Below are 20,657 nucleotides of genomic sequence, written 5' to 3' on the forward strand. Positions count from 1 at the left end.
ATATGCCCGGATTGTAGGCGCTTTGACGCAGGACGGCCTATTGCTCAGCCCATGTGCAGACGCAGCAAGCCGAGCAATTGCGAGCTCGCATACAGCAGCAGGCCGATAAAGCCGCCGACAATCGTCCCGTTGATGCGGATGTATTGCAGATCCTTACCAATGTTCAGTTCGATCTGCCGTGACATCTCGTGCGAGTCCCAGTTCTTGACGGTGTCGCTGATATGGCGCGTCAGGAACTGCGCGAAGTCCGGCGCCATCGCGCGTGCGGCTTCCTCAAGGTGGTCATTGAGCGACTGGCGCAACGCCGGATCGTGCGCGAGTTCGCGGCCGACCCATTGGCCCATCGCCACCACGCGCGCATGCAGCGCCGAGTCGCTGCTTTGCAGATCGCGCTTGAGCCACGCGCGCAATTCGCCCCACATGTCTTTCACATACGAACTGAGCGCGTCGCCTTCCACCAGATAGCGTTTCAGCTCCTCGCCTTTTTGCAGGAACGCGGGATCGGTTTTGAGCTTGACGATCAGCTTGTGCGCGGCGTCGTCGAACTTCTGGCGCAACTGATGCGTGGGGTTCTCGCTGATCTGTTCGAGCATGCGGTTCACCGCCTTGGCGATGGCTTCGGCGCCTTTCTCGCCGAGCCACGCCGAAGGCAGAATCTTTTCGATCGTTGGGTACTCGCTTTTCACCCAGTCGACGATCCGTTCGGCGATGAACTCGCGCGCATGCGGTTCGCGCAGCAGCGCCACCACCTGTTCGATGCCGGCGTCGAGCAGTTCCTGATGACGGCCGTCTTTGGTGAGCGTGTCGAGAATCGCGCCCATCGATTGCGACAGATCCACCTTGGCCAGCACGTCGCGCAGCGCGTCCTTGATGAAGACCTGGATACGCACGTCGTCGGTCAATTCCAGAATGCCGCTGGTGAGCTTGACGACGTAGTCGCCCAAACGCGCGGTGTTGGCCGGCTGCGTCAGCCAGCCGGTGATGCTGCGCGCCGGATCGTGCTTCTGGATCAGGCCGACTAGCGAAGGCACATCCAGAAACTTGTCCTGCACGAACACCGCGAGGTTGTCGGCGATCTTGTGCTTGTTCCTCGGAATGATCGCGGTGTGCGCGGAGACGATCGGGATCGGCACGCGGCGAAACAGGGCGACCACCGCGAACCAGTCGGCGAGTGCGCCCACCATCGCGGCCTCGGCGATCGCCTTGATGCCGTCCACCCAGATGCCGCGCGGCATGAACGCGGTCACCACGAAAACGCAGGCGGCGGCGAGCAACAGCAGTAACGGCGTGCGCTTGGCCTTCTTCAGTTCGATTGCTTTGTTCATCGGCGGCAGGGCAGCGGGTCGAGGTCGATTGAAATAATGTGGAGCGCTTGGCTCGCGCGTCCGGAAACGCGAGTGTAGCGCCGCTCGTCAGCACACGGGTCAGGCGCGCTGGCCGTCAAGGACTAGCTTTGCCGCGTGGGCACGGTAACATCTGCGGTTAGACTGCGCCGCCTTGCCCGGCGAGGCAGATTGCAATTGAATGGAAGGGAGGCACAGTGATCAGGTTTCTGCACACCGCGGACTGGCAGATCGGCACGCAATTCGGCCAGTTCGAGCCGGACGAAGCGGCGCATCTTGCCGAGGCGCGCTTCGAGACCGTGCGCCGGATAGCCGGAGAAGCCGCCGCGCGCAAGGTGGATGCGGTGCTCGTGGCCGGCGACGTATTCGATCTGCAAACGGTCTCGGACACGGTGATCCGCCGTCTGTTCGGCGCGCTGCAAGCCTTCACCGGGCCGTGGATCATGCTGCCGGGTAATCACGACGCCGCGCTCGTCGAGAGCGTGTGGACCCGCGCGCAGCGCCTGAACTGCGTCGCGCCGAATGTGCGCCTGGTGCTCGAACCCGGCGTGGTGCTGCTGGACGAGTGCCGCTGCGCGTTGCTATGTGCGCCGCTCACGCAACGCATCACGTATGACGACACCACCGGTTTCTTCGATACGACGGAGACGCCGCCGGGCTATCACCGCATCGGGCTCGCGCACGGCAGCGTGAGCGGGATTCTGCAGGAAGGCATCGACTCGTCGAATCCGCTCGCGCCGTCGCGTGCCGCGAGTGCGCGTCTGGACTATCTGGCGCTCGGCGACTGGCACGGCCATCTGCGTGTCGATGAGCGCATCTGGTATGCCGGCACGCACGAACAGGACCGCTTCCGCGGCAACGATCCCGGTTTCATGCTCGACGTCACGCTGAACGAGCCGGGCGCGTCGCCGGTGGTCGAGCCGGTGCGGGTCGGTCAATATCAATGGCATCGCTGGGACGAAACCATCGCCGTGCCGACCGATGTGGATACGCTGAAGGCGCGCCTCGCCACGCTGGGCAGCCATGACGTGCTGCGCGTGACGGTCGAAGGCACGGCCGCGCTGGCCGACGCCGAAGCGCTTCACGTCGCGGTGGAAGAAGCGCGAGCCCGCGTGCGGGCCTTGCGCGTCGACCTGAGTGGCCTGCAAGTGCTGCCCACCGACGACGACCTCGCCGAACTCGGCGCGCAAAGCGGCTACCTCGCTAAGGTGGTGGCGCGTCTGCGTGGCTTGCAGGAAGACCCACAGTCCGACCCGCAAGAGGTCAAGCGCGCGGCCGAGGCATTGCTGCTTCTGGCGCGTTTTCAACGTGAATTGCCGCGCGAAGCGAGGTCCGCATGAAGCTGCAAAGTATTGCGATTCAGGAATTCAAGCAGTTCACCGGCAAGCTCGTCATCGACGATCTGCAGCCTGGTTTGAATCTCTTTGTCGGTCCGAACGAGGCCGGCAAGAGCACCATTGCCGAAGCCGTACGCGCCGTGTTTCTGGAGCGCTACAAGGCCTCGCATCTGAAAGACCTGTTGCCGTGGGGCAAGGCGAGCGGACAGCCGTCGGTCGAAGTGAGTTTCGATCTGGACGGCACGGCGTGCCGATTGTCGAAGCAGTTCGTCACGCGGCAGCGCTGCGAGTTGAAGATCGGCCAGAGCGCGTTCGGCGAAGATGAAGCCGAAGACAGGCTCGCGGCCTTGCTCGGTTTTTCACGCGCCGCGCGTGGGCCGTTGAAGGCCGAGAACGCGGGCGTTCCCGGTTTGTTGTGGGTGCAGCAAGGCAGCACGCAGGAGATGCGCGATTCCACCGGTCACGCGGCGCAGTATCTGCGCGATGCGCTGTCGCAACTCTCGGGCAGCCGCGAATCGGCGGGCGAAGATGCGCTGATCGCCGCCGTGCAGCGTGAGCTTCGGCAACTGCTCACCGCGCGTACGCAGAAGCCGACTGGGCCGCTGGCGGAGGCGGAGCAGACGCTGGCCAGGTTGATCGAAGAGCGTGGGGATCTTGAACAGCAGCGTCAACAGTTCGAGGCGAACATTGCGAGTCTCGCCGCGCAGCAGCAAGCTTTCGACGATACCCAGCGCAAGCGTCCGTGGGAGCTTCACGAGCAGAAGGCCTTGCAGGCGCAGCTACGCGCCGACGCCGTCGTGCAACTCGCGGGCAGCCTGCGAGGACTTGAGCAGTCGCTGAAGGCGAGCGAAGCCGAACTGGCGCTGCCGTTGCAACAGGAGCAGAACGCGCTCGAACTGGAAGCGGCCGTCGCGCGCGAGCGCCAGCAACTCGACGCACTGCGGGCGAGCGTGGCGGCGGTCCAGGCCGAGCACGGGCAAGCAGTCTCCAGCGTGACGCAATTCGAGCAGGCTTTCGCCGATGCCAACCGCGCGCTCGAACTGGCCAACGCGGCAGTGACCGCAGCCGATCTGCGTAGCCAGATCGGACTCTATCGCGCTGAGAGCGAGCGGCTCGAAGCATCGATCGCCGCCGCCAGCAAAGCGAACGACGCCGTGCTCGAAGCCGCGCGCGAGGCGGCCACGCTCGAAATCGACGAGGCGAAACTGAAGCGGCTTGCCTCGCTCGGCAGCGAGTTGAGCGTGCTGCGCGCCCGCACCGAAGCCGCCATGACGCGCATCGAATACCGCTTGAACGGCGCGATCACGGTCAACGATGAGCCGCTGAGCGGCGCAGGCGTGCTGCGTCTGGACGAGGAGAAGCGGATCAGTCTCGGCACGTTAGGCGACTTGCAGGTGATTCCGGGCGTCTCCGATCTGCCGGCGCGCTTGTCCGAACTCGCGTCGCTCGAAGCCCAGCATGCGCAGTTGTTGCAGGCGCTCGGCGTCGCCTCGCTCGCCGAGGGCGAGTCGAGGCACGAGCGTTGGAAGGCTGCGGTCGCGCAGCAGAAAAGCCAGGCGAAGATTCTCGACGTGCACGCGCCGCAAGGCATCGAGGTGTTGCGCGCGGCGTCGGCAACGGCCGCGGCGCGCATGCAGGCCGCCAACGAGCGGCTCGCGGGTCTGCCCGACGTGTCGGCTGCGCCGCCGCTCGACGAAGCGCGCCGCAACGCCGAGATCGCGCGCGACGCGTTGGAGGCCGCGCGCAAAGTGCTGATCCAGGCGGCCGATAAAAAATCGACCGGCATGGCGAATGAGGAATCACTCGCGGCTCAGTTGCAGCGCAAGGAAGCGCAGTTGAACGACGAAGCGTTCCGCCGCAATCGCGCGCAGTGGCAGACGAAAATCGTCGAGCAACGCGTGCAGGTCGAGGCATTGCGCAAGCAGCGCGAAGGGCGCGAGCGCGAGCTGGAAGCGGCGCGCCTCGACGATCCGGCGGCCGAGGCGAAGCGCTATCGCGCGTCGGCGGAACTTGCGCGCGGCGAGCAGAACGATCGGCAAGTGAAGATCGCGGGATTGCGCAGTCAACTGGAGACGGTCGGCGCGTCCGGTCTCGGCGAGCGTCTGGCGGCGGTCGAGGCCAAGGTGGAGCAGGCCACGCGGCGCAAGGACGAACTTGGCTTGCGCGCGAGCGCGCTGAGTCTGCTCGACGAAGTGCTGGTCGACGAACGCGATGCCGCGGTGGCGCAATTGCGCGCGCCGTTGACCGAACGGCTGGGGCATTATCTGAAGCGGATTTTTCCGCAGTCGACGATCGCGCTCGGCGACGATCTGAGTCCCGCCACGCTGGACCGTTTCGGCCGCGCGGACACGCTCGATGCGCTGAGCTTCGGCACGCGCGAACAACTCGGCATTCTGACGCGGCTCGCGTATGCGGATCTGCTGAAGGCGTCGGGCCGGCCGACCTTGCTCATGCTCGACGATGCCGCCGTGCATACCGATGCCGCGCGGCGCGATGCGATCAAGCGCGCGCTGATCGACGCGGCCACGCGGCATCAGATTCTTGTGTTCACGTGCCACCCGGAGCTGTGGGACGATCTCGGCGTGAGGCAGCGGTCGATTGAGGATTTAAAGGTGGCTGCTTGGGCGCCGGGCCAGGCGAGCACGGTGTCGGGATGAACAGGCCAGACCGCATGAATCGTGGCATGCGGCCGATGAATTTACGTAAATCCACGCACATTTGCAGAAAGATCGCATCTCCGTCAGTTGTCATTTCCCCCGACACTACTGATTCGAGTCTTCGCTGCGGTCTGCGCCTTTTGCCAACAGTAGTCAAATCTGCTTGTGTCGAATGCTTATGCCTGTCCGCGTGACGACCGTCTGAACAGTCGCAAATGTCACGGGGGTGGTCAATGGCTCAAGACACGTTCATCAAGATTAACGGCTGCGACGGCGAATCGCAGGACGCCTCGCATCTGAACGAAATCGACGTAATCGGTTGGCGCTGGAAGGTTTCACAGGATGCAACCATGATGTCGGGCTCCGGCGGTGGCGCGGGCAAGGCCACCGTTTCAGATCTGGAGTTCACGCACAAGCTGGACCGCGCGAGTCCGAATCTAGCCAGATATTGCTTCACCGGCAAGCATATTGACCAGGTGAAACTGACCGTGCGCAAGGCCGGGGGAGTGCCGTTCGAATACCTGATGATCACGATGTACGACGTGGTCATTACCCAGGTCGAGCCGATCGGCGGCGGCGACGAATGCCACGAAGATGTTCATCTGTCTTTTTCTACGATGAAGCATGAGTACTTCGTGCAAAACGCCCAGGGAGGAAGCGGCGGTGCGGTGACCGCGACGCTGTATATCAAGAACAACACTACGAACTGACCGGGCGGGGGAAGAGGAGATGCCGGTTAAATGTACTTTTGTTCTTATGGGCAGACGGATTCGGTCCTTTTGTGCGAGGGAAGCATCCCCGTTGCTGCCTTCTCGGGAACCGGTCACGGCCGGGATAACCCAGCTGATACTGCGATAGAAAACGTTGGACCGATTCCGAAGGGAACCTACTTTCTCGTTGATCGTCAGTCAGGGGGCTTAATGGGTTTTCTGTACGATTGGTTGTATGCGACCGACTCCGTCACTACCGACCGTCGAAAGTGGTTCACGCTCTGGAATCCAGCAACGGGAGACACGACCAATATCAATGGCATCAAGCGCGGTAACTTCCGACTGCATCCAATGGGGCACTTGAGGTTGAGTCACGGATGTATCACCGTCGTGAACCCTCAGGAATTCGATCGACTTCAGAAATTCATTCGTTCGAGGGGACAGACTGTGCCAGTGCCAGGCACAGCTTTACGAGCTTACGGAACGATCGACGTGAAATGAAAAAACGATTCGCAATCCGTCTTTCGATTTACACCGTTTTGACCGTGATATCGGGGATTGCTGGTTGGTACGCAGTGCATCTTCTCGACATACTTCCGGTCGAAATGTCCAGCAGCGAGGAAGCATTTTTCCTATTCTGGCTACGCTGCACGAACACGGAATATCTGGCAAATCCTGATGACATCAACGTGCTTGCGTGGCTGCTCTACTGGCTAGTTTCTACGTTATTGATTGCTTTAGCTCTGGCGAAATTCAAAGGATGGCTGCCTCGCTATCTCGTTGCAAGAAAGAGTGGCAAGAAGACTCCCAGGATGCCTTTTTCCGTAACCCTCATTGCATCTTTACTTGCACTTCTCGCCATTAGTGATCTTGGATGGTACCTGTCGAGTCCGTACACAACATACCCGTTGCATGTCCCGTCATCTGTCAGTGCGATAGTCAGACTCTGGCTGTCAGTCACGGGCGAAGGCAGTAAGGCAGATAACGAGGGCGATATGTTGTCGTATGTCATGAACCTTTATTGGGCCGTGGCTACGCTACTTATCGGCACACCTGTGCTCGTCTGCTGCCTCGCGATACGCCGGTTCATACACAGAAAAACACCATAACCACCGCCTGCCCACTCACTCATACCACCGAGGCGTATAAACCCACTCACGACCTTCTGCCACGTTGCCAAACCGCCGCGTCGTCGACGACCCCACGATCACCATCGTGCGCATATCCACATCGGACGAGCGCAGTTCGCCTAGCGTGATCGTCCTCAGCGTGCTGCCGGGTCGACCGATGTCTCGGCCCAGCACAACCTGAGTTTGCGCCGCACGATACTCCCGTACGATGTCCAGCGCTTTATCCAGTTGCCATGGCCGTGCGCGCGAAATCGGGTTATAGAACGCCATCACCAGATCCGCTTCGGCGGCATGCCTCAGACGCTTTTCGATAATCGTCCAAGGCTTCAGATTGTCGGACAGCGACAGCATGCAGAAGTCGTGACCCAACGGCGCACCTGCTTGCGCCGCCGTTGCCATCGCCGCCGATACACCAGGCACGATCTTTAGTTCGACCGCCGCCCAATCCGCGTTATCCGACGACTCCAGCGCTTCGAGTGCCGCCGCCGCCATCGCGAACACCCCCGGATCGCCCGAGGACACCATGACCACCGCGCGTCCCTCGCTCGCCAGTTCGAACGCATGCCGCGCGCGTTGCATTTCCTCGCGATTGTCCGTGCCGTGAACGCGCTGGTCGGCGCGCAACGGGCCGGCCATCTTTACGTAGGTGTCGTAGCCGAGAATATCGGTGGCAACGTTGAGCGCCGTGCGAGCGGCCGGCACCATCAGATCGGCGCTGCCGGGCCCGAGACCGATCACGCTCAGGCGGCCACGCTTGCGGCCGATCGTGTCCGCATCGATGGCGAGCGGCGCCAACGCCAGCGCGACGCCTGCAACTGCATCGTTGTGCAACGTCTCGTAGGGAATGCGCAGCGCGGCGTGCAGCAGGTTGGCAGGCGGCTCGCCATCTTCGGGGCGTGCCAGCGCGAAACGCAACGGCACGTCCAGGTTCGCCGCGGCTTCGGCAAGTGCCGGGTCCGCCATGCGATCAGACGGTGCCAGCAAGGCCGCGAGCGACAGCGGCGCGAGACCATGCGAGTCCAGTGCCTCGCGCACGCGCGCCACGATGCCGCCATCCACGCCCGTCACCGCCGCGACCACGCTGCGTGGATGAATCACCAGTTCATCCTCGCGTCCGTCCCATGCTCGCGGCGTCACGCGAATCGCAAGACGCGCCGAGGCGGAGCGGGGTAGTTGCGCGTCGTCGAGCCACGGCGCTTCGCCTTCGATGCGCGTGCTTTCGCCGGCCAGCAGGTCCGACACGAAGCGCTTGCCTTGGCCGATGTCGGCGAGCGTATAGCCGTCGGGCGGATTGAGCAGGCAGGTGCCGAAACGCAATTCGCCACTCGTCGTGATGGCGGCCGGCACGGCCAGCATCGCGGCAATTTCGCGCGCCATCAGGTTGACGCCGGCGAGGCCGCCGAGCAGCGGCACGACCGCGCTGCCGTCTTCGGCAACGGCCAGCACCGGCGGCTCGACGCCCTTGTTCGACAACGATGGCGCGAGGCAACGAATCACGATCCCTGTCGCGCACAACGCGACGATCGGCGTGCCGCGCGCATACAGTTCCCGCAGATGCGCGCCGAGTTCGTTATACGACACGTCCGCTTCGACGCGTCCTTGCAACGCATGCACCTGGCTGCCGGCATACAACGCCTGAATGCGCCGCGCCGTCGCCAACGCGCCCGTGCCGAGAATCACGATCGCGGGCGCGCTCATCCTTGCCATTTTTCCCCCGGCACCACGAGCAGCGAGAAATACGGCGACGCCATCGGATCCACTTCGGCGAGCGGCACGATGCGTTGATTGCCCATCGTCGCGCGTTCGACGTAGAGCGCGCGGTCCGCGAGACCGAGTTCGCCGAGCACGCGCCGCACCTTGTCGAAGTTGCGGCCGAGTTTCATCACGACGGCGGCGTCGGCGTCGGCGAGACGCCGGCGCAGTTCGTCTTCCGGCAACACGCCCGAGAGTACCGACAGGCTCTGATTGCGATACACCAGCGGCGCGCCGAGCACGGCGGCGCCGCCGAGCATCGAGCAGACGCCGGGCACCACTTCGCTTTCGTAGCGCGCCGCAAGGCGATCGTGCAGATACATGTACGAGCCGTAGAAGAACGGATCGCCCTCGCAGATCACCGCGACGTCGCGGCCCGCATCGAGGTGAGCGGCGACGACTTCCGCGGCGGTGTCGTAGAAGTCGGCGATGATCGCTTCATACGAAAGCGGCGGTTCGAGCGCCTCCGTCGTGACGGGATACACCAGCGGCAGATGCTGTTGCGCGTCGTGCAAATGCGCCTCGATGATGCTGAACGCGTTGCCTTTCTTGCCCTTGGCGACGAAGTACGCGACCACCGGCGACGCCTTCAGCAAACGCAGCGCTTTCAGTGTGATGAGTTCCGGGTCGCCGGGGCCGACGCCGAGTCCGAACAAACGTCCTTGCGCCGTCATTTATTCGACCTCCGTGGCCAGCGCGTTCACCGCGGCTGCCGCCATCGCGCTGCCGCCGCGCCGGCCATGCACCACCACGTAGGGCACGCCGCGGCTGTCGTCCGCGAGCATGGCTTTGGATTCGGCCGCGCCGACAAAACCCACTGGAAAGCCGAGAATCAGCGCGGGTTTGGGCGCACCGGCGTCGAGCATATCGAGCAGATGAAAGAGGGCGGTCGGCGCATTGCCGATCACCACGACGCTGCCCGCCAGATGTGGCCGCCACAATTCGAGCGCCGCCGCCGAGCGTGTATTGCCGAGTTCGCGTGCGAGCGACGGCACGTCCGGATGCGCGAGCGTACAGATGACTTCGTTGTGCGCCGGCAGCCGCGCACGCGTGATGCCTTGCGCGACCATGCCGGCATCGCACAGGATCGGCGCGCCTTGCGCGAGCGCCGCGCGGCCCGCTGCGCCCGCGCCTGCGGACGATTGCAGATCGTCGATCACGTCGACCATGCCGCACGCGTGGATCACGCGCACCGCGAGTTTCTCGAGGTCGGCGGGAATGCGCGACAAGTCGGCCTCCGCGCGAATCGTCGCGAAGGATTGGCGATAGATCTCCTGACCGTCGCGAATGTAATCAAGCATCGGTGTCACTCCGGGCGAGGCGTTCGAGCATGTCGGCGGCCTGGCCGATCGTCAGTTGGCGCGCGACGCACTGGCCGAAACCGGGCTGGCCGTCGCGTCGATAAAGGTCATAGAGGCCGGGCGCGGCTCCGAGCAGCGTGTACGGTGCGCAATGCGCGGCGGCGCACGAGCGCGAGCAGCCGCTCAGATGCACGTCGACGTCCGCAGGCAGGCGGGCCGCGAGGCGCAGCGCGTCGGACTTGGTGTCGGCGAGGCCCTTCACGCAGCCGCTCGATCCGGCGCACGCGATCAGGCGCGTGATGGCTTGCGCGGAATCGCAGGCGAGACCGAGCGTGTTCAGACCGGACAGCACTGTCGGGACGGCGTGCGTGGCGATGTCGGGTAGCAGCACGCTTTGCCAGGGTGTTAGGCGAAGCGTGCCGTTGCCGTGCTGTTGCGAAAGTGTCGCGAGGCCGTTAAGGGTGTCGGCGTCGAGGCGTCCGAGCGACGGCTGGCCGCCGACGTGCCAGGTTTCGGCCACGCGTTGAGCGTGGGCGCCGAGGCGGAGGCTGGCGTCGGCCGGTGCAACGCGATGCCACTTGGCCAGCTTCGCGTTTTGCGTCAGTGGGAAGTCGAGATATCGCTGAGCGTGACGCAGTACAGCATTGACGGAATGCGCGGCTAGCAGATGGCGCATGCGCGTGGCGTCGGCGGAAGCGAGGTCGAGGAATGTGAGGAGCAGCGCGCGGACTAGTGCGGTGACTTGCGAAGGAAGTATCGCGGCTAATGCGCCTGTGCCGTCTGCGCGGGGCTTGTCCGGCGCGATGCGCTCGCTGTGTGCTAAAAAGCCAGCAGACTCGCTAACAGGCGGACAACCCGCCAACCCGAACACGAACCGCACGCCATCCGCCTCTTGCGATGCCGCCAGCCACACATCGTGCGGATGATCCACTCTCGCGAGCCGCTCGCCGCCGTCCAGCAGCAGCGCGAATTTCGGCGATAGCGCCGCGAAACGCGCTTCGCTTTGCAGCATCGTGAGCAACTCGGCGCTTAGCGGGCGCGTGTCGAACAGGGCGAACGGATCGCGTCCGGCAGCGGGGCTGATCATTACGTTGCGCACGTCGTCGGCTGCGGCTGCGGCGAGTGCGTCCGCAGCGTTCCCCGCGCCGGTCGCCGGCATCGGCCCGAGACCCGCATCGACCAAAGCCGCAATCAACGCCGCCTCGTCACCGCGCTTCACCCCACGCACCTGCACATTCGCCCGATTGGTCAGCTCGATCACCCCGGCCGCGTACCGTGCGCTGGCCTGCGCGACCGCCCGAGCCTGCGCCGCGCTCAATTCACCGCCGGGCAACTTGATCCGGCAAATCCCGCCGTCGCGCGCGGCGACGATGCGCAGCAGCCCCGGACACGCCGAGGGCCGCAGCGTGAGAGCCGCGTCGGATAAAACGGTGAAAGGCGAAGCTTGATTCAAGACGGACACCGGGTTTAGCGTCGCGCGACGGCCCGAGCAAGCCGCGAGGCGGGCATTGCTACGGCATCGGTACACCCCGCCCGATGTTGGCTGGCACGAACAGTCTCGCCGGCAGGTCTCCTGGCTGGCAGGTCGTGGTCCGCCGCGGCCTTCCCGGTCGAACCAGTGGCGTGGAGCGCAGGCGGACTCGCTGCATACAGTTGCGGGGGCAGCCACAGCGGCACTGTGTTCCCTCTTCGGCCCCGAAGGGCACCGGCGGCTGTATTATGCCTTTTTTCGAACAGCACAACGAGGCTGGACGCTTTGATCGGCGTGGCACAGCGCATTATTTGAAGACACAGAACGAGGATGGATGCATGCCGGCGTGGCTGACGGTGGTGGGCATAGGCGACGACGGCTTCGCCGGTTTGGGAAGGCCCGCGCGGCGTGCTTTGCTGGAAGCATCAGTGGTGTACGGCGGCGAACGCCATCTGGCGATGCTGCCCGCGCGCCTCACTGCGCGCCGTGCCGCGTGGCCGCGTCCGTTCGATCTCGCACCGCTGCTCGCCGAGCGCGGTGGCGCCGTGTGCGTGCTGGCGAGCGGCGACCCGATGCTGTTCGGCGTCGGCGCGACGCTCGCGCGGCAATTGCCGGCGGGGGAGTTGCGGGTGCTGCCCGCGCCCTCGTCGTTGTCGCTCGCGGCCGCGCGCCTCGGCTGGCCGTTGCAGGACATCGCGACGGTGTCGCTGGTGGGCCGGCCGTTGTCCACGCTGAACGCGCATCTGCACGACGGCGCGCGCGTGTTCGTGCTGAGCGCGGACGGCCGCACGCCCGCGGCGCTCGCAGAACTACTGAATGCACGCGGTTTCGGGGCGACACGCATGAGCGTGCTGGAACACCTGGGCGGCGAGTTGGAACGGCGCATCGACGGCCGCGCGGATCAGTGGTCCGCGGGCGAGGTGGCCGCGCTGAACCTGATCGCGCTCGACTGCCGTGCCACTGAAGGCGCGCCGCGTCTGCCGCTGACCTGCGGTTTGCCCGACGACGCCTTTCGCCACGACGGCCAGTTGACCAAGCGTGACGTGCGCGCGATCACGCTCGCGCGCCTCGCGCCGACGCCGGGCGAATTGCTGTGGGACGTGGGCGCGGGCAGCGGCTCGATCGGCATCGAATGGATGCGCGCGCATGCCACCTGCCGCGCGATCGCGATTGAAGGACACGCGGAGCGGCAACGCTTTATCGAACACAATCGCGATGCGCTGGGTGTGCCGGGCCTGCAACTCGTGGCGGGCCGCGCACCTGAAGCGCTGCAGGGGTTGCCGGTGCCGGACGCCGTGTTCATCGGCGGCGGCGTGACGGCGCCGGGCGTGCTGGAGGCTTGCTGGGCCAGTCTGCGCGAAGGCGGCCGGTTGGTCGCCAATGCGGTCACGTTGCAAGGCGAGGCGGCGTTGGCGGCATGGCGCGAGCGGCATGGCGGGACGTTGACGCGGATCGCGTTGGCGGATGCGCAACCGCTCGGCGGTTTCGATACGTGGCGGCAGGCGTTGCCGATTACGCTGTTGGAGGCGACGAAGCCGGTCGGGGGCGGGGACGTGAACGCCGCTGGAACCGCTAACGCGATTGACGCCGCGACTGCCGAGAGTTTCACGAACGCTACCAACGTTAAGACCGGCACGAACGCCAAGAACGACGCGAACGCCAAGAGTGCCACGAACGCCGTGAGCTCCACGAGTGTCACGAACGAAGCGAAAGCTACGAAAGGCACAAGCACCACCAACACCGACTTACCGCAAAAACCCTGATGCGCGAAGAAACGCCCGAACACCCCGCGCCGCTGCGTAGCGGCTACACGACCGGCAGTTGCGCCACCGCGACGTCGCTGGCGGCGGCGCGTCTGTTGCTCGCGGGTGTCGTCAGCGAGGTCGCCGAGATCGTGTTGCCGAAGGGCCAGCATGTGCCAATGCCGCTGGTGTTCTGCCGCCTGATCGACAACGGCAGCGGCGGCGCCGAAGCCGGCACCGTCAAGGACGCCGGCGACGATCCCGACGTCACGCACGGCGCGGTCGTCTTCGCTCGCGTGCGCCTCGTCGCCGAACCGGGCGTGATATTTCGCGCGGGGCCGGGCGTCGGCACGGTGACGCGCGCGGGATTGACGCTGCCGGTCGGCGAACCCGCCATCAACCCGGTGCCGCGCAGAATGATGACCGAGCATCTCGCCGAACTCGCAGCGGAGCATGCGTATGGCGGCGGCTTCGAAGTGACGATCGGCGTGGAAGGCGGCGAAGCGCTCGCGCTGAAAACGATGAACCCGCGCCTCGGCATTCTCGGCGGGTTGTCGATCCTCGGCACCACCGGTATCGTGCGGCCCTTCTCGTGCTCGGCGTATATCGCGTCGATCCATCAGGGCATCGACGTCGCGCGCGCGAACGGCTACACGCATCTCGCCGCCTGCACCGGCAACGCGAGCGAGGACGCAATGCGCGCGCATTACGGCCTGCCGGATATCGCATTGATCGAAATGGGCGACTTCGTCGGCGCGGTGCTCAAGCATATGAAGCGCGCGCCCGTCGAGCGCCTGAGCGTGTGCGGCGGCTTCGGCAAGCTCAGCAAGCTGGCGGCGGGGCATCTCGACCTGCATAGCCGCAATTCGAGCATCGACCTCGAACGGCTCGCGCAATGGGCCGCCGAACAGGGTGCCGACGACGCGCTTCAGGCTGCGATCCGTGCGGCCAACACAAGTCAGCAGGCGGTTGCGCTGGCGCGCGCGCAGCAGGTGCCGCTCGGCGATATCGTCTGCCGGCATGCGCTGGCGGTGGCGCGCGAGATCGTGCCGCCGCAGGTCAACGTCGAAATGTTCGCGATCGATCGCCAGGGCAAGCTGATCGGAGCCGCGCAATGAAGCGGATTCTGCTACTCGGCGGTACCGGCGACGCGCTGCGGATCGCGCGGCAACTCGGCGCTGAGCACGTGTATAGTCTCGCCGGCCTCGGCAAGGTGCCGGACGATCTGGCGTGCACGGTGCGCGTGGGCGGCTTCGGCGGCAGCGAAGGCATGGCACGCTACATCGAAAGCGAAGGCATTGGTCTCGTGATCGACGCGACACATCCCTATGCCGCGCAAATTAGCGCAAATGCGGCGCAGGCGAGCCGCGCCATGCGCGTGCCATATTGGGCGCTACGCCGCCCGGCCTGGCAGCCGCAAGCCGGCGACGACTGGCGCATGGTCGGCAACTGGAACGAGCTCACGGATGCGCTCGCGCCGTTCAGAAAGCCGCTCTTCACGCTCGGCCGCGAGCCGCTCGCGCATCTCGACGAGATTCCCCCGCATCAGTTCTGGATCGTGCGTTGTCTCGAAGCACACGCAGACACGCCGCGTGCGCGGATACTCGCGGCGCGCGGTCCGTTCACGCCCGAAGGCGAGCGCGCGTTGTTCGCGCTGCAAGCATTCGACGTGGTCGTCAGTAAAAACAGCGGCGGCAACGCAACCGAGGCGAAACTCGAAGTCGCGCGTGAACGCGGTTTGCCAGTCGTGATGCTGCGCCGTCCCGAGTTACCGGCGGCGGAGCGGGAATTCGAAAGCGTTTCAGGTCTGCTCGACGCGCTGCAAGCCGCAGCCTGAATCGTGCATGCATGCCATGCGGCCTCAACGAATCATGGAGTAGTGAATGACGGTGTTTTTTATCGGTGCGGGTCCCGGCGACCCGGAACTGATCACGGTAAAAGGGCAGCGCCTCGTGCGCAGCTGTCCGGTGATCCTGTACGCGGGTTCGCTCGTGCCGGCCGCGGTGCTCGAAGGTCACGCGGCGCAGCAGGTCGTCAACACCGCCGAGCTCGACCTCGATCAGATCATCGCGTTGCTCGCGGCCGCGCATGCCAAAGGCCAGGATGTGGCGCGCGTGCATTCCGGCGATCCGTCCTTGTACGGCGCGATCGGCGAACAGATCCGCAGACTGCGCGAACTGAAGATTCCCTACGAGATCGTGCCGGGTGTCACCGCTACGGCGGCAAGCGCGGCGGCGCTCGGTTGCGAACTCACGCTGCCCGACGTTTCGCAGACGCTGATCCTCACGCGCTTCGCAAGCAAAACCAGCATGCCCGAAGGCGAACAACTGGCCGACCTCGCCCGCCATCGCGCGACGATGGCGATTCACCTCGGCGTGCGGCACCTTGCACGCATCGTCGACGAATTGCGGCCGCATTACGGCGGCGCATGTCCGATCGCGGTGATCTATCGCGCGAGCTGGCCGGACGAGGAGAAGATCACCGGCACGCTCGACGACATCGTCAGCAAGGTGCAGTCGACATCCATCGAGCGGACCGCGTTGATTCTGGTCGGACAGGTGCTCGCCGCGGAAGGCTTCGCGGACTCGACGCTGTACGCGAAAGACTGAACCTGTCTACGTGAAAAAACCCATCCGCGCGACACGAAACAACGCACGGATGGGCGACCAACGCCAGATCAACGGCTGATCCTCTTAAGCCGTCAATGCATCCGGCTGCCTCGCCGCCAGCTTCGCACGCAATGCCTTGGCGGCCCGAACCATATTCGTCAGCGCCGCTTCCGTTTCCGGCCAGCCGCGCGTCTTCAGCCCGCAATCCGGATTGACCCACAGGCGTTCGGCCGGAATCACTTCGCACGCGCGTTCCAGCAGACGTTGCATGGCTTGCGCGTCCGGCACGCGCGGCGAGTGGATATCGTAGACACCCGGGCCGATTTCGTTCGGATACGCGAAGGCGCCGAAGCCGTCGAGCAGTTCCATCGCCGAGCGCGAGGTTTCGATGGTGATCACGTCGGCATCCATCGCGGCTATCGACGGCAGTATGTCGTTGAACTCCGAATAGCACATATGCGTATGAATCTGCGTTTGATCGGCGACGCCCGCTGCGGAAATGCGGAACACACGCGTGGCCCATTCCAGATAGGCGGCCCAATCGGCTCGACGCAACGGCAAGCCTTCGCGGAAAGCCGGTTCGTCGATCTGGATGATGCGAATGCCGGCCTTTTCCAGATCCACGACCTCGTCGCGGATCGCGAGCGCGAGTTGCAGTGCGGTGCTCGAGCGCGGCTGGTCGTCACGCACGAACGACCATTGCAGCATCGTCACCGGGCCGGTCAGCATGCCTTTCATCAGACGCTGCGTGAGCGATTGCGCGTAACGCGTGGTCTCGACCGTCATCGGTTCGGGACGGTAGACATCGCCGTAGATGATCGGCGGTTTCACGCAGCGCGAGCCGTAGCTCTGCACCCAGCCGTTTTCCGTGAACGCATAGCCCCACAACTGTTCGCCGAAATATTCGACCATGTCGTTGCGTTCGGCTTCGCCATGCACCAGCACGTCGAGACCTAACTCTTCCTGTTTGCGAACGGCGATCTCGATCTCGGCGCGCATGCGCTGCAGATAGTCGAGCGCGCGCAGTTCGCCGCGTTTGTAAGCGGCACGCGCCTGGCGGATCGCCGGCGTTTGCGGGAACGAGCCGATCGTGGTGGTCGGCAGGAGCGGCAGACCGAGCGCTTCGCGCTGCAGACGAATGCGTTCGGCAAACGGGCTTTGCCGGTCGGCCATCGCACTGCTCACCGCGGCCACGCGTTTTTGCACGAACGCGTTGACCACCGCGCTGGAGTGGCGGCGCGCTTCGAGCGCGCGGTCAGTGGCGGCGAGCGTCGCTTCGGCTGCCGCGGGATCGCGCAAGGCGAGGGCGAGCGTGGCGACTTCGTCGAGTTTCTCGGTGGCGAAGGCGAGCCAGGATTTCAGATCGGCGTCGAGTTTCTTTTCCGCGTCGAGCGAGACCGGCACATGCAGCAACGAGCACGACGACGAAACCCACAGCCGTTCGCCAAATTCCGCATGCAATGCCTGCAACGATTCGACGATCTCGCCGAGATCCGCGCGCCAGATATTGCGGCCATCGATCACACCGGCCGACAACACCGCGTGCGCGGGCAAGGCCGCGCGCCACGCGTCGAGTTGCTGCGGGGCGCGCACCAGGTCGAGATGCACGCCGGCGACCGGCAGCGCGGCCACACGCGGCGCGTGCTCCGCGGCGCTTTCGAAGTACGTGGCCAGCAGCACTTTCACACCCGACGTGCCGAGCACGTCATAGGCGGCGGAAAACGCGTCGAGCCATTCAGCGGGCAGATCGACGCACAAGGCCGGCTCGTCCAACTGCACCCATTCGATGCCGCGCTGCTTGAGCTTGTCCAGCAGACGGCTGTAGCGGATCACGAGCTTCGGCAGCAACGACAAACGGTCGAAACCGGCGACATGGCTCTTCGACAGCCACAGGTAAGTGATCGGCCCGATCAGCACCGGCTTGACCGGCAGATTCAGCGCGAGCGCTTCATCGATCTCCTCGAACAGCCACTCGACGCCGCCGTCGAAACTCGTCTGCGGGCCCAGTTCGGGGACGAGGTAGTGGTAGTTCGTGTCGAACCATTTGGTCATTTCCATCGCCGGTTGCGCGGCGTTGCCGCGCGCGAGCTCGTAGTACTGCGCGAGCGACAGCGCCTTCGGATCGAAGCCGAACCGCTGCGGCAATGCGCCGAGCAGCGCGCTCAGATTGAGCATCTGGTCGTAGTAGGCGAAGTCGCCGACGGTGACGAAATCCAGCCTGGCATCCTGCTGCAATTGCCAATGACGGGCGCGCAGTTCGCGCGCGACGCCACGCAGATACTGTTCGTCGGATTCGCCGCGCCAGAACGATTCCTGCGCGAATTTCAGTTCGCGCTGCGCGCCGATGCGGGGAAAGCCGGGAATATGCGTGCGGGCCATGTGAAGTCCTGTTGTACGTTGTGTGAATTGGCGCCCAGTGTGAAAGTCACGCTATGATTCATCAAGCGACATGTTTTCACCAATGTATGAGCCAGATTCATATCCAACCTGATTCGTTTAACGCGGAGCCATCCCATGCTTGAGCTTCGCCACTTGCGTTCGCTGATTGCCATTGCCGATTCGGGCAAGCTGGTGGCGGCCGCCGAGCGCGTGCATCTGAGCCAGTCGGCGCTGTCACATCAGATTCGCGATATCGAGGCGCACTACGAGGTGTCGCTGTTCGAGCGCACCAAACAGGGCTTGCGCTTTACCGCCGCCGGCGAGCGGCTGCTGGCGCTCGGCCGCGAGACGATCGCGGCGGTGAGTGCGGCGGAGCGCGATCTCGTGCGTCTGAAGGGCGACACGCGCGGCGAGTTGCGCATCGTGCTGGAATGCCACACCTGCTTCGACTGGCTGATGCCGGTGATGGACGAGTTCCGCCGGCGCTGGCCGGAAGTCGAAGTGGATCTGGTCGCCGGCTTCCACGCTGACCCGTTGCGCTTGCTGAGCGACGGCAAGGCCGATGTGGTGATCGGCTCGAAACCGGCCACGCGGCGCAGCCTGCATATCGCGCCGCTATTCCGCTTCGAGATCCTGGTGGTGATGGCCAACGAGCATCGGCTGCGCAACAAGCGTCGCGTGGTGTCGGACGATCTGCGCGACGAGACGTTGATTACCTATCCGGTGCCCGAGGCGCGCATCGATCTGATTCGCCAGGTGCTGGAGCCGGCCGGTATCAAACTCGAACGACGCACGGCGGAGCTGACCATCGCCATCATGCAACTGGTAGCGAGCCGCCGCGGGATCGCGGCGCTGCCGAACTGGGGCGTGAAAAATTACGTCGACCACGATTACGTGCTGGCCAAACGCGTGGGCACACAGGGACTGTGGAGCGAGCTGTACGCGGTGGCCGCGAAAGGCTTCGCGAGCCGGCCTTATTTCGATGATTTCGTCACGATCGTGCGCGATACCTGCGCGGCGCAACTCGACGGCATCGAGTTGCTAACGGCGGAAGGCCAGCCGGCCTGACGGCCGCCCGGTTACTTCAGCGGTACATCACGAACCCGATTTCAGCTGCGCCCACAAGCGGCCTTCCAGACGCTTGATCTGCGCGGGCAAGGGCTTGAGCAGAAACAACGTTTTCAGCACGGGCTCAGGCGGATACACGGTCGGGTCGTTGAGAATTTCCGGCCGCACGAATTTGCGCGCGGCGGCATCCGCGTTCGGATAGAACACGGTGTTGGTAATGTCGGCGTGCACTTCGGGGCGCTCGATATAGTTGATCCAGTCGAGCGCCGCTTCGGGGTGCGGCGCATCTTTCGGGATCGCCATCATGTCGAACCAGACCGGCGCGCCGCCTTGCGGAATGAAGTACTTGACCTCGTAACTCTTGCCGGCTTCGCGCGCGCGATGGCTCGCCATCGAAACATCGCCCGACCAGCTCAGTGCGAAGCAGACGTCGTCGCCGGCCAGGTCGTTGATGTAGCTCGTCGCGTTGAACTGCGTGATATACGGGCGAATCCTTTTCAGCGCGTCGTACGCGGCCTGATAGTCGGCGGGATTCTCGCTGTTCGGGTCGCGGCCGAGATAGTGCAGCGTGACCGCGAACACATCGGACGGCGCATCGAGCACAGAGACGCCGCAACTCTTCAGCTTGCTCAGGTACTCGGGCTTGAACAGGATGTCCCAGTTATCGAGCGGCAGCTCGCTGCCGAGAATCTTTTTCACGCGGGTGACGTTGTAGCCGAGCCCCGTTGTGCCCCACGCCCACGGCACCGCGTACTGATTGCCGGGGTCCGCGTCGGCGACGAGCTTCAGCAGGTTGCGGTCGAGGTTCGTCAGATTCGGCAGCTTCGATTTGTCGAGCTTCTGATAGATGCCGGCTTCGATCTGCTTCGCGAGAAAGTTCGAGGTCGGCACCACGACGTCATAGCCGGTGGATCCGGTCAGCAGTTTGGCCTGCAGGGTTTCGTCGCCGTCGTACACGTCGTAACGCACATGAATGCCCGACTCTTTCTCGAAGTTCGGCACGGTGTCTTTCGCGATGTAGTCCGCCCAGTTGTACAGGTTGAGCTGTTTTTCGTCGGCGTGCGAGGCGGCGCTGAATGCACCGAGCAGCAAGGCGGCCAGAAGCGGTTTCATCGTGGTGCGGGGCATGGTGGGTCATCTCATCCGGAAAGGGTTCAA

17 protein-coding genes and 1 riboswitch are annotated in these 20,657 nt (G+C 64.5%); of the genes, 10 read left to right on the plus strand and 7 right to left on the minus strand.

What is annotated here, in order from left to right; all coding sequences use genetic code 11:
- Positions 1–44: 44 nt before the first annotated feature.
- The gene (locus tag P0D96_RS17090) at positions 45–1,325 is read right to left on the minus strand and encodes a DUF445 domain-containing protein (protein ID WP_408314450.1); all 1,281 of its coding nucleotides are present in this window, start codon (positions 1,323–1,325) and stop codon (positions 45–47) included.
- A 215-nt stretch (positions 1,326–1,540) separates the two neighbouring features.
- Here P0D96_RS17090 and P0D96_RS17095 point away from each other — a divergent pair, with 215 nt between their 5' ends.
- The 5 genes from P0D96_RS17095 (at position 1,541) to P0D96_RS17115 (ending at position 7,156) form a co-directional block, all read left to right on the plus strand.
- Complete coding sequence (locus tag P0D96_RS17095; protein ID WP_408314451.1) at positions 1,541–2,683, plus strand: metallophosphoesterase family protein; 1,143 nt, start codon at positions 1,541–1,543, stop codon at positions 2,681–2,683.
- Positions 2,680–5,337 (plus strand): AAA family ATPase, encoded by a 2,658-nt coding sequence (locus P0D96_RS17100; protein WP_408314452.1) that lies wholly within the window; start codon positions 2,680–2,682, stop codon positions 5,335–5,337. Before P0D96_RS17095 ends, P0D96_RS17100 begins: the two co-directional genes overlap by 4 nt.
- Positions 5,338–5,570: 233 nt before the next feature.
- Positions 5,571–6,047 (plus strand): Hcp family type VI secretion system effector, encoded by a 477-nt coding sequence (locus P0D96_RS17105; RefSeq protein WP_408180973.1) that lies wholly within the window; start codon positions 5,571–5,573, stop codon positions 6,045–6,047.
- Between the two features lie 30 nt (positions 6,048–6,077).
- Positions 6,078–6,548: a DUF2778 domain-containing protein gene (locus P0D96_RS17110; protein WP_408314455.1), complete on the plus strand. Its 471-nt coding sequence runs from the start codon at positions 6,078–6,080 to the stop codon at positions 6,546–6,548.
- Positions 6,545–7,156: a hypothetical protein gene (locus P0D96_RS17115; protein ID WP_408314456.1), complete on the plus strand. Its 612-nt coding sequence runs from the start codon at positions 6,545–6,547 to the stop codon at positions 7,154–7,156. Before P0D96_RS17110 ends, P0D96_RS17115 begins: the two co-directional genes overlap by 4 nt.
- A 15-nt stretch (positions 7,157–7,171) precedes the next feature.
- On the opposite strand, the gene cobJ is transcribed toward P0D96_RS17115, so the two are convergent.
- The 4 genes from cobJ to cobG are packed head-to-tail and all read right to left on the minus strand — an operon-like array spanning position 7,172 to position 11,692.
- Positions 7,172–8,875 carry a precorrin-3B C(17)-methyltransferase gene (cobJ, locus tag P0D96_RS17120; RefSeq protein ID WP_408314584.1) on the minus strand — a complete coding sequence of 568 codons (1,704 nt, stop codon included), beginning with the start codon at positions 8,873–8,875 and terminating at the stop codon, positions 7,172–7,174.
- Positions 8,872–9,603: a precorrin-2 C(20)-methyltransferase gene (locus P0D96_RS17125; RefSeq protein WP_168790346.1), complete on the minus strand. Its 732-nt coding sequence runs from the start codon at positions 9,601–9,603 to the stop codon at positions 8,872–8,874. Before P0D96_RS17125 ends, cobJ begins: the two co-directional genes overlap by 4 nt.
- Positions 9,604–10,230 (minus strand): precorrin-8X methylmutase, encoded by a 627-nt coding sequence (locus P0D96_RS17130; RefSeq protein ID WP_408314458.1) that lies wholly within the window; start codon positions 10,228–10,230, stop codon positions 9,604–9,606.
- Positions 10,223–11,692, minus strand: a complete 1,470-nt coding sequence (gene cobG, locus P0D96_RS17135; protein ID WP_408314460.1) for a precorrin-3B synthase — start codon at positions 11,690–11,692, stop codon at positions 10,223–10,225. The genes P0D96_RS17130 and cobG overlap by 8 nt, the downstream gene beginning before the upstream one ends.
- Positions 11,693–11,776: 84 nt before the next feature.
- Positions 11,777–11,955: riboswitch (cobalamin riboswitch) on the minus strand.
- Between the two features lie 84 nt (positions 11,956–12,039).
- Here cobG and cbiE point away from each other — a divergent pair.
- The 4 genes from cbiE to cobM are packed head-to-tail and all read left to right on the plus strand — an operon-like array spanning position 12,040 to position 16,052.
- Complete coding sequence (cbiE, locus tag P0D96_RS17140) at positions 12,040–13,464, plus strand: precorrin-6y C5,15-methyltransferase (decarboxylating) subunit CbiE (protein ID WP_408314462.1); 1,425 nt, start codon at positions 12,040–12,042, stop codon at positions 13,462–13,464.
- Positions 13,464–14,561, plus strand: a complete 1,098-nt coding sequence (locus tag P0D96_RS17145; protein WP_408314464.1) for a cobalt-precorrin-5B (C(1))-methyltransferase — start codon at positions 13,464–13,466, stop codon at positions 14,559–14,561. Before cbiE ends, P0D96_RS17145 begins: the two co-directional genes overlap by 1 nt.
- Complete coding sequence (locus tag P0D96_RS17150; protein WP_408314465.1) at positions 14,558–15,280, plus strand: cobalt-precorrin-6A reductase; 723 nt, start codon at positions 14,558–14,560, stop codon at positions 15,278–15,280. The genes P0D96_RS17145 and P0D96_RS17150 overlap by 4 nt, the downstream gene beginning before the upstream one ends.
- 46 nt (positions 15,281–15,326) lie before the next feature.
- Positions 15,327–16,052 carry a precorrin-4 C(11)-methyltransferase gene (gene cobM, locus P0D96_RS17155; RefSeq protein ID WP_132377327.1) on the plus strand — a complete coding sequence of 242 codons (726 nt, stop codon included), beginning with the start codon at positions 15,327–15,329 and terminating at the stop codon, positions 16,050–16,052.
- Positions 16,053–16,136: 84 nt separating this feature from the next.
- Here cobM and metE read toward each other — a convergent pair whose 3' ends face one another.
- Positions 16,137–18,431 (minus strand): 5-methyltetrahydropteroyltriglutamate--homocysteine S-methyltransferase, encoded by a 2,295-nt coding sequence (metE, locus tag P0D96_RS17160; RefSeq protein ID WP_408314468.1) that lies wholly within the window; start codon positions 18,429–18,431, stop codon positions 16,137–16,139.
- A 135-nt stretch (positions 18,432–18,566) separates the two neighbouring features.
- Between metE and P0D96_RS17165 the strand changes: the two genes are divergently transcribed.
- Positions 18,567–19,499, plus strand: coding sequence for a LysR family transcriptional regulator (locus tag P0D96_RS17165; protein WP_408314470.1), 933 nt, complete (start codon positions 18,567–18,569; stop codon positions 19,497–19,499).
- 27 nt (positions 19,500–19,526) lie between these two features.
- Here P0D96_RS17165 and P0D96_RS17170 read toward each other — a convergent pair whose 3' ends face one another.
- Positions 19,527–20,612 (minus strand): polyamine ABC transporter substrate-binding protein, encoded by a 1,086-nt coding sequence (locus P0D96_RS17170; RefSeq protein WP_408314586.1) that lies wholly within the window; start codon positions 20,610–20,612, stop codon positions 19,527–19,529.
- Positions 20,613–20,657: the final 45 nt, after the last annotated feature.

It is taken from the genome of Paraburkholderia sp. RL17-347-BIC-D (assembly GCF_046027915.1).
GTDB lineage: Bacteria > Pseudomonadota > Gammaproteobacteria > Burkholderiales > Burkholderiaceae > Paraburkholderia.

What these genes read in the sequence shown, in the direction of transcription:
- P0D96_RS17090 (WP_408314450.1), bottom strand. Translation starts at nt 1,325, where the DNA reads ATGAACAAAGCAATCGAACTGAAGAAGGCCAAGCGCACGCCGTTACTG.
- P0D96_RS17100 (WP_408314452.1), top strand. Translation starts at nt 2,680, where the DNA reads ATGAAGCTGCAAAGTATTGCGATTCAGGAATTCAAGCAGTTCACCGGC.
- P0D96_RS17105 (WP_408180973.1), top strand. Translation starts at nt 5,571, where the DNA reads ATGGCTCAAGACACGTTCATCAAGATTAACGGCTGCGACGGCGAATCG.
- P0D96_RS17110 (WP_408314455.1), top strand. Translation starts at nt 6,078, where the DNA reads ATGTACTTTTGTTCTTATGGGCAGACGGATTCGGTCCTTTTGTGCGAG.
- P0D96_RS17115 (WP_408314456.1), top strand. Translation starts at nt 6,545, where the DNA reads ATGAAAAAACGATTCGCAATCCGTCTTTCGATTTACACCGTTTTGACC.
- cobJ (WP_408314584.1), bottom strand. Translation starts at nt 8,875, where the DNA reads ATGAGCGCGCCCGCGATCGTGATTCTCGGCACGGGCGCGTTGGCGACG.
- P0D96_RS17125 (WP_168790346.1), bottom strand. Translation starts at nt 9,603, where the DNA reads ATGACGGCGCAAGGACGTTTGTTCGGACTCGGCGTCGGCCCCGGCGAC.
- P0D96_RS17130 (WP_408314458.1), bottom strand. Translation starts at nt 10,230, where the DNA reads ATGCTTGATTACATTCGCGACGGTCAGGAGATCTATCGCCAATCCTTC.
- cbiE (WP_408314462.1), top strand. Translation starts at nt 12,040, where the DNA reads ATGCCGGCGTGGCTGACGGTGGTGGGCATAGGCGACGACGGCTTCGCC.
- P0D96_RS17145 (WP_408314464.1), top strand. Translation starts at nt 13,464, where the DNA reads ATGCGCGAAGAAACGCCCGAACACCCCGCGCCGCTGCGTAGCGGCTAC.
- P0D96_RS17150 (WP_408314465.1), top strand. Translation starts at nt 14,558, where the DNA reads ATGAAGCGGATTCTGCTACTCGGCGGTACCGGCGACGCGCTGCGGATC.
- cobM (WP_132377327.1), top strand. Translation starts at nt 15,327, where the DNA reads ATGACGGTGTTTTTTATCGGTGCGGGTCCCGGCGACCCGGAACTGATC.
- metE (WP_408314468.1), bottom strand. Translation starts at nt 18,431, where the DNA reads ATGGCCCGCACGCATATTCCCGGCTTTCCCCGCATCGGCGCGCAGCGC.
- P0D96_RS17165 (WP_408314470.1), top strand. Translation starts at nt 18,567, where the DNA reads ATGCTTGAGCTTCGCCACTTGCGTTCGCTGATTGCCATTGCCGATTCG.
- P0D96_RS17170 (WP_408314586.1), bottom strand. Translation starts at nt 20,612, where the DNA reads ATGAAACCGCTTCTGGCCGCCTTGCTGCTCGGTGCATTCAGCGCCGCC.